Consider the following 6,694-nt stretch of genomic DNA (forward strand, 5'->3'; position numbering starts at 1 on the left):
AGAAGCTGGAAATTAACTCTTTTGAGAAGGCTAATTTCCAGCTTTTTGATTAGTATGGTTGGTTTTGACGATACATTTTTGGACTAAAGCCACTATAGCGTTTGAAGGCTTTAGAAAAGGTAAATTCGTCCTTATAGCCGACACGGCGAGAAATAATCTGAATCGGATCATCAGTGTTCCTCAATTGCTGTTGTGCATCTGTCATCCGTAAGTGCGTTAAATACTTTTGTGGTGAAATATTCATCTGCGTTTTGAAAAGGGAGTAGAGGTAGCTTCGTGAAATGTTAAGGTGATGGCAAAGGTCCTCGATGGTACAATTGCTATCTTGATAATTTTCTTTTAAGTAGTAATTGGCAAGTTGAAGTGATTGCTGTGCTTTAGTATTGGCGTGAGAACCCTTAGCTGGATATTCTGTAACCAGGTGATAAAACATCTGGTAGTTAAGTGCTTCGACAAGAATGTCATTGGCAAGGGGACTTGGCTTTTGCAGGGTAATAAATAACTGGTGAAGACTGGCAAAAAATTGACTATTTTGAACCTGCCGTAAGTATCGCTGTTTACCCAGTGCAGAACCATTAAGCATTGTTTTAATCTTAGTTCCAGAAAGGCCAATCCAAAAATATTTCCAGGGATCCTGACCATCGGCTTGGTAAAAGCAAGGAACACCTTTTGGCAAGAGGAAGAGATCACCCTTCTTGAGGGTGACCGCAGGATGATTAGCGGACGAAAAGGTACCCTCCCCATCCAAAATATAGTGAATGACGTAATTATTACGGACGTTATTGCCACGATAAAAGTAATTAGGGGGACAGGCGTATTGACCAATAAACAGGATGTTATTTTCAAAACTTGTTCCGGTAAGGCTCTTGTACTGATCGTCCATTAGAAAAGCTCCTTTTCTTTTGAACATGGCTATTTGTTAACAGTAATTATCTAATTATCGGTTATTATATTACGATTAATAAAGGTAATATGTCAATTTGTTCTTAATAATGTATGCCATTCTTTACGATAAAATCACCATGGAATGGTTAAGTGAAATTCAATACAATATATTTAGAATATGTAAGCGGATACAACAATAAAAAACGCTAAGAAATTAATTAGTGATCCGGCTTAAATAAGACTATAATTGAAATGTAAATGCTTACAAGGATAAAGGGGCTATTAAAAATGGGTATCCATGTTAATGAAGAACATCAATTGTTCCATCTTCAAACAAAGAAGACGAGCTATATTTTTAAAATCTTAGAAAACGGAAATGCTGGGCAGCTCTATTATGGGTCAAAGATCCCGGTAAAGGCTGACTATGCTAACCTTGCCAGTCGGGAAGAACACGATTGTACTAATACCCTAACGGTTGAACAAAGTGACTTCCAACTAGAATTGATTAAGCAGGAATATGCAGGTTTAGGTAAGGGCGATTACCGTTACCCAGCTTACCAAGTTACCTATCCTAATGGCTCACGGACTTCTGAATTTGAATACACTGGCTATGAAATTAAGGATGGTAAGGAACGGCTTACTAATATGCCATCATCATTTGATGATCAGGGAGACGATTCACAAACCCTCACGGTAACCTTTAAGGATGAATTAGCTAACCTTATTCTCCAACTCCATTACACCGTTTTTGAAAAAGAAGATGTAATTGTTCGAAGTGCGACTTTCATTAACCAAGGTCAAGAATCTGTTGTTCTTAATCGAGCCCTGAGTCTGCAATTGGACTTACCGGATCGTAATTACGATATGCTTCAATTCTCAGGGAGCTGGGCGCGTGAACGTCACTTAATCCGGACACCACTTCGTTCAGGAATTCAAAGTATCGGAAGTTTACGGATTGCTTCAAGTCACCAACAAAATCCATTCTTTGCTTTAGCCCGTCCTCATACTGATAATAACCAAGGACCAGCTTTTGGGTTTAACTTCATTTACTCCGGTGATTTCCTTGACTCTGTAGAAGTGGATCAATTTGATACTACTCGTGTATTGGTAGGCATTAATCCAGATGACTTTAGTTGGAAGCTAACTAATGGTGAGAGTTTCCAGACTCCGGAAGCGGTAATGACTTACACAAGTGATGGCTTGAACCAAATGAGTCAACAATTAGGGGCATTTTACCAAGATCACCTTATTAACCAGAACTTTGCCCATCAGGATCGCCCAATTTTGATTAACAATTGGGAAGCGACCTTTATGGACTTTAATGAAGCTAAGTTGATGAAGATTGTTGATAAGGCTGATGAACTTGGAATTGAAATGTTTGTCCTTGATGATGGTTGGTTTGGTCACCGGGATGACGACAAGTCAAGTTTAGGTGACTGGTTCGTTGACCAAAAGAAGTTTAGTAACGGAATCAGTGGCTTTGCAAACAAGGTTCACGAAAAGGGAATGAAGTTTGGCCTCTGGTTTGAACCAGAAATGATTTCAATTGATAGTAAACTTTATGAAAAGCACCCCGATTGGATGATTGCTACACCAGGACGTCACGGGACACCGGCACGGAACCAATATGTTCTTGATATGACGCGCCAAGAAGTTGTTGACTACTTATACGACCATATTAGTGCGATTATCAAGCAGACAAAGCTTGACTACATTAAGTGGGATATGAACCGGAATATTACCGAAATGTATGGCGCTAAGTTGGCTGCAGATCAACAACTTGAGTTCCCACACCGCTATATTCTAGGTGTTTACCAACTGTACGCTCGTCTAACCGAAGCATTTCCAAAGGTGCTCTTTGAATCATGTGCTTCAGGTGGTGGCCGGTTTGACCTCGGAATGATGTATTACGCTCCACAAGCTTGGTGCAGTGATGATACTGATGCTATTGAGCGAATCAAGATTCAAGACGGAACTTCCTATGGATACACTCAAAATATGTGGGGTGCCCATGTTTCAGCGGTACCAAATGATCAAGTTGGTCGTCTAACTTCACTAGATACCCGTGCAGCAGTTGCCTACTTTGGTGACTTTGGGTATGAATTAGACATTACCAAGATGTCAGCTGATGAATTAGCCACGATTAAGAAGCAAGTGGCCTTTTACAAGCAATATCGGCACCTTTTCCAATTTGGTAAGTTCTACCGTCTCGATAATTCAGATACCAATAACGATAATGTTTACGACTGGGAAGTTGTTAATAAGGATAAGAGTGAAGCCATCTTAGCTCGCTTTCAAATTCTTAACGGTGCTAACCCAGCTTATATTCGGGTTTACTTTGAAGGTCTCGACCCAGAAGCAACCTACACCGTTAATGACGGCAAGGAACGTTTCTCCGGTGCTGAATTAATGAACGCTGGTTACTTTGTTTCCCGGATTATGAATCGGACTAAACCAGAGAAGGATCCTTCTGACTTTAGCAGTCGGCTATTTATTGCAAAGAAAGCATAATAACTAATAAATATTCAGTGAATTGAAAAACACGTTGCAGTGATTGCAACGTGTTTTTGTGTTATTAATTAATCTTTCTCTTTCAAATACTTCTTTTGGAGTGCCAGACTGTTTCGTGGCCAGAAAACTCCATCGGCGTAACCTTGAATATGAGAATCACCACTAGCTCTATCAAGACGATACTGTCCCCAAGCACAGTAAAGAAGACTCTGTTCAATCCCAATAAAGTGACGGTCAAGCTTTTTAGCAGTGACCAGGCTGGAGCCTGCACCGGCAAATGGATCGAGAATTAAATCTCCAGGGTTAGAACTAGCAAGGATTACTTTTGCCATTAGTTTTTCTGGCTTTTGGGTAGGGTGGTTAGTGTTCTCGGGCATTGACCAGTACGGGATTGAAATGTCATCCCATAAGTTGCTGGGCATTGTATCACGAAACTTACCAGCCTTAGTTGCTTGCCAGTCCTTGGCATGGCCATCTTCTTTGTAGGGGGCAATTACGGGACGACGTTGCTTAACCTGGTCGACATTAAAGGTATAGTTGCGAGGATTAACGGTTAAGAACCAAATGTCTTCAGAACTATTCTTCCAGTTAGTGAGGGCACCGCGTCCCTTTTCTCGTTGCCAAGTAATCCGGTTCTTGATCGTAAAGTATTTTTCAAGGACTGGTGCAAGGACGATACTGGTTTCCCAATCCGCAAAAACATAGACGCTAGCGGTAGGTTTTAAAAGTGGCTTCAATTTCTTAATCCACTTTTCGGTATATTTCTGGTACTTGGCAGGCTTCATTTGCTTAAATGTCATCCCATCATACTTTTTATTAAGGTTGTAAGGTGGATCAACGAGGGCAAGATCGATTGAATTATTAGGTAAGTGGTCCATGATTTGAAAAGAATCCCCGTTAATTACCTTATCGGTAGCTTGGACAAGAGAGAGCTCCTTTTCTTTTTTGAACTGAATAATTTTTGCCATTAAGTCTGCTGGTGCATCAGCTAAACTAAAGTCAATCGTTTTATTGCGCTTGGATTTCACAATGTTGCCTCCCGTATCAATGTTAGCTCATACTTCTATTATACAAGATTCACTGCCCTAATCTTGATTTTTCATCAGAGAATGGCTTAAAATAATTGGTAAATAAGTAGTGTGAGTGAAGCGAGGGATGGTTGGTGAAAAGATCCCCAAAGCACGAATTGGTTACAATTAAAAATAATCTTTGAGTGGCAGCAGTGCGCTGCAATTAAGGTGGTACCGCGCAAATGATGCGTCCTATTAGTTTGAATAACTAGTAGGACGCTTTTGGTTTAAGGAGGAAATACTATGGCTGAAGAAAAGAAACACACGATCTTAACTGGTGACCGACCAACCGGGAAATTACATATTGGTCACTATGTTGGTTCATTGAAAAACCGGGTTCGTTTACAAAACACTGGGGATTACGATACTTTTATCATGATCGCGGACCAACAAGCTTTGACTGATAATGCCCGCGATCCAGAAAAGATCCGGAAGAGTTTACACCAAGTCGCACTTGATTACTTAGCTGTTGGAATTGATCCTAAGAAGTCGACAATTTTTGTTCAATCACAAATTCCGGCTTTAAGCGAATTAACAATGCACTACCTTAACCTAGTAACTATTTCACGGTTACACCGGAACCCAACCGTAAAGACTGAAATTAAACAAAAGAAGTTTGGGGAAAGTGTTCCGGCCGGGTTCTTTATCTACCCAGTTAGCCAAGCAGCTGACATCACTGCCTTTAAGGCTGATACTGTACCAGTTGGTGATGACCAAGAACCAATGCTTGAACAAACTCGGGAGATCGTTCGCACATTTAACCGGATCTACAATGAAGATATTTTGGTTGAACCACAAGGAGTCTTCCCACCAAAGGGTGAAGGCCGGATTCCTGGCCTTGATGGTAATGCTAAGATGAGTAAGTCCTTAGGAAACTGCATTTACCTTTCTGATGATGCTGATACTGTTCAAAAGAAGGTAATGTCAATGTATACTGACCCAACCCATATCAGGGTTAGTGATCCGGGTCATGTTGAAGGTAATACGGTCTTCACTTACCTTGATATCTTTGATCCAGATAAGGAGAAGATTGCTGAATTAAAGGAACAGTATCAAGCTGGTGGCCTCGGGGATGTTAAGATCAAACGTTACTTGAATGAAGTCCTTGAAGCTGAACTGGAACCAATCCGTAAGCGCCGTGAAGAATACGCTAAGAATATCGATTACGTTGACCAGATCCTTCAAGAAGGTTCCGCTCGCGCCAATCAAGTTGCCAACCAAACTCTCAAACAAGTTCGCGATGCAATTGGGATTAATTATTTTGATTAGAGTGCGAAGCCGCAAAAACCTTCCGGTGGCTAACGATTTCTCCACCGAACGACGTTTCCTCGTCGGAGGCGGAGGTTGTTAGCTTAAGGAAAGTTCGGCTGAGCACGTTTCGACTCAGTTGCTTGCGATCGAAAACTCTAACTAAAAAATGACCTCTTGTTTTGAATAAACAAGAGGTCATTTCTATTAATGCCTTTAGGCCTAGTTGAGCATGCGAACGGAGTGAGTATGCGAAACAAAAAACCACCTGCTTTGCGGGTGGGGGATAAGATTATATAAATAAAGACCTCTTTTGCCTTAAGATGTAGGTGTTCAAGCCAAAATCAAATAAGGGAAAAGAGGTTTAATTAATATGGCTAATAAACTAAATAGTTTAGCCCATACGAAGTGGTTATGTAAGTATCACATCGTATTCATTCCAAAGTATAGACGGAAAATAATTTACAATCAATATCGGAAAGATTTACGAGATTATATTAGATTACTATGTCAGTATAAAGGAGTAAAGATTATTGAAGGACATTTGATGCCTGATCATGTTCACTTATTAGTAAGTATTCCACCGAAGTTAAGCGTTTCGCAATTTATGGGATATTTGAAAGGAAAAAGTGCATTGATGATGTTTGATCATCATGCCAATTTAAAGTATAAATTTGGCAATCGACATTTTTGGGCAGAAGGTTATTATGTCAGCACAGTAGGATTAAATGAGTCCACCATCAAGAAATATATTCGTGATCAAGAGAAACATGATATGGTAGTCGATAAATTAACAACGATAGAATACTCGGACCCTTTTAAGGGTAAGGTGAAGTAATACTAACACTGCTTAAAGCAGTAGCGAAGTAGTCAGAGCATTTTGGCTTGGACGAAGGAAAAGCCAGCGCCTTGAGACGCTGGCTTCTCTTATCGGCTTTTAGCCGAAGAACAAACCACCCGTTTCACGGGTGGTTATGATT

Annotated in this window: 5 protein-coding genes; 3 read left to right on the top strand and 2 right to left on the bottom strand. The window is 40.4% G+C overall.

Annotation, left to right across the window (positions count from 1 at the left end; genetic code table 11):
- Window positions 1–49: 49 nt before the first annotated feature.
- Window positions 50–883 carry an AraC family transcriptional regulator gene (locus H5R64_RS04905; RefSeq protein WP_182582976.1) on the bottom strand — a complete coding sequence of 278 codons (834 nt, stop codon included), beginning with the start codon at window positions 881–883 and terminating at the stop codon, window positions 50–52.
- A gap of 290 nt (window positions 884–1,173) precedes the next feature.
- On the opposite strand from H5R64_RS04905, the gene H5R64_RS04910 reads away from it, so the two are divergent.
- Window positions 1,174–3,396 (top strand): alpha-galactosidase, encoded by a 2,223-nt coding sequence (locus tag H5R64_RS04910; RefSeq protein WP_182582978.1) that lies wholly within the window; start codon window positions 1,174–1,176, stop codon window positions 3,394–3,396.
- Between the two features lie 68 nt (window positions 3,397–3,464).
- Here H5R64_RS04910 and H5R64_RS04915 read toward each other — a convergent pair whose 3' ends face one another.
- Window positions 3,465–4,364, bottom strand: coding sequence for a DNA-methyltransferase (locus H5R64_RS04915; protein WP_220476745.1), 900 nt, complete (start codon window positions 4,362–4,364; stop codon window positions 3,465–3,467).
- Between the two features lie 345 nt (window positions 4,365–4,709).
- On the opposite strand from H5R64_RS04915, the gene trpS reads away from it, so the two are divergent.
- Together trpS and tnpA are read left to right on the top strand one after the other, a co-directional pair.
- Window positions 4,710–5,735: a tryptophan--tRNA ligase gene (gene trpS / locus H5R64_RS04920; RefSeq protein WP_182581480.1), complete on the top strand. Its 1,026-nt coding sequence runs from the start codon at window positions 4,710–4,712 to the stop codon at window positions 5,733–5,735.
- 352 nt (window positions 5,736–6,087) lie between these two features.
- Complete coding sequence (gene tnpA, locus H5R64_RS04925) at window positions 6,088–6,552, top strand: IS200/IS605 family transposase (RefSeq protein ID WP_182580307.1); 465 nt, start codon at window positions 6,088–6,090, stop codon at window positions 6,550–6,552.
- Window positions 6,553–6,694 lie beyond the last annotated feature (142 nt).

The sequence above is a fragment of the Limosilactobacillus fastidiosus genome (genome assembly GCF_014145505.1).
Lineage (GTDB): Bacteria > Bacillota > Bacilli > Lactobacillales > Lactobacillaceae > Limosilactobacillus > Limosilactobacillus fastidiosus.

What these genes read in the sequence shown, in the direction of transcription:
- trpS (WP_182581480.1), top strand. Translation starts at nt 4,710, where the DNA reads ATGGCTGAAGAAAAGAAACACACGATCTTAACTGGTGACCGACCAACC.
- tnpA (WP_182580307.1), top strand. Translation starts at nt 6,088, where the DNA reads ATGGCTAATAAACTAAATAGTTTAGCCCATACGAAGTGGTTATGTAAG.
- H5R64_RS04910 (WP_182582978.1), top strand. Translation starts at nt 1,174, where the DNA reads ATGGGTATCCATGTTAATGAAGAACATCAATTGTTCCATCTTCAAACA.
- H5R64_RS04915 (WP_220476745.1), bottom strand. Translation starts at nt 4,364, where the DNA reads ATGGCAAAAATTATTCAGTTCAAAAAAGAAAAGGAGCTCTCTCTTGTC.
- H5R64_RS04905 (WP_182582976.1), bottom strand. Translation starts at nt 883, where the DNA reads ATGGACGATCAGTACAAGAGCCTTACCGGAACAAGTTTTGAAAATAAC.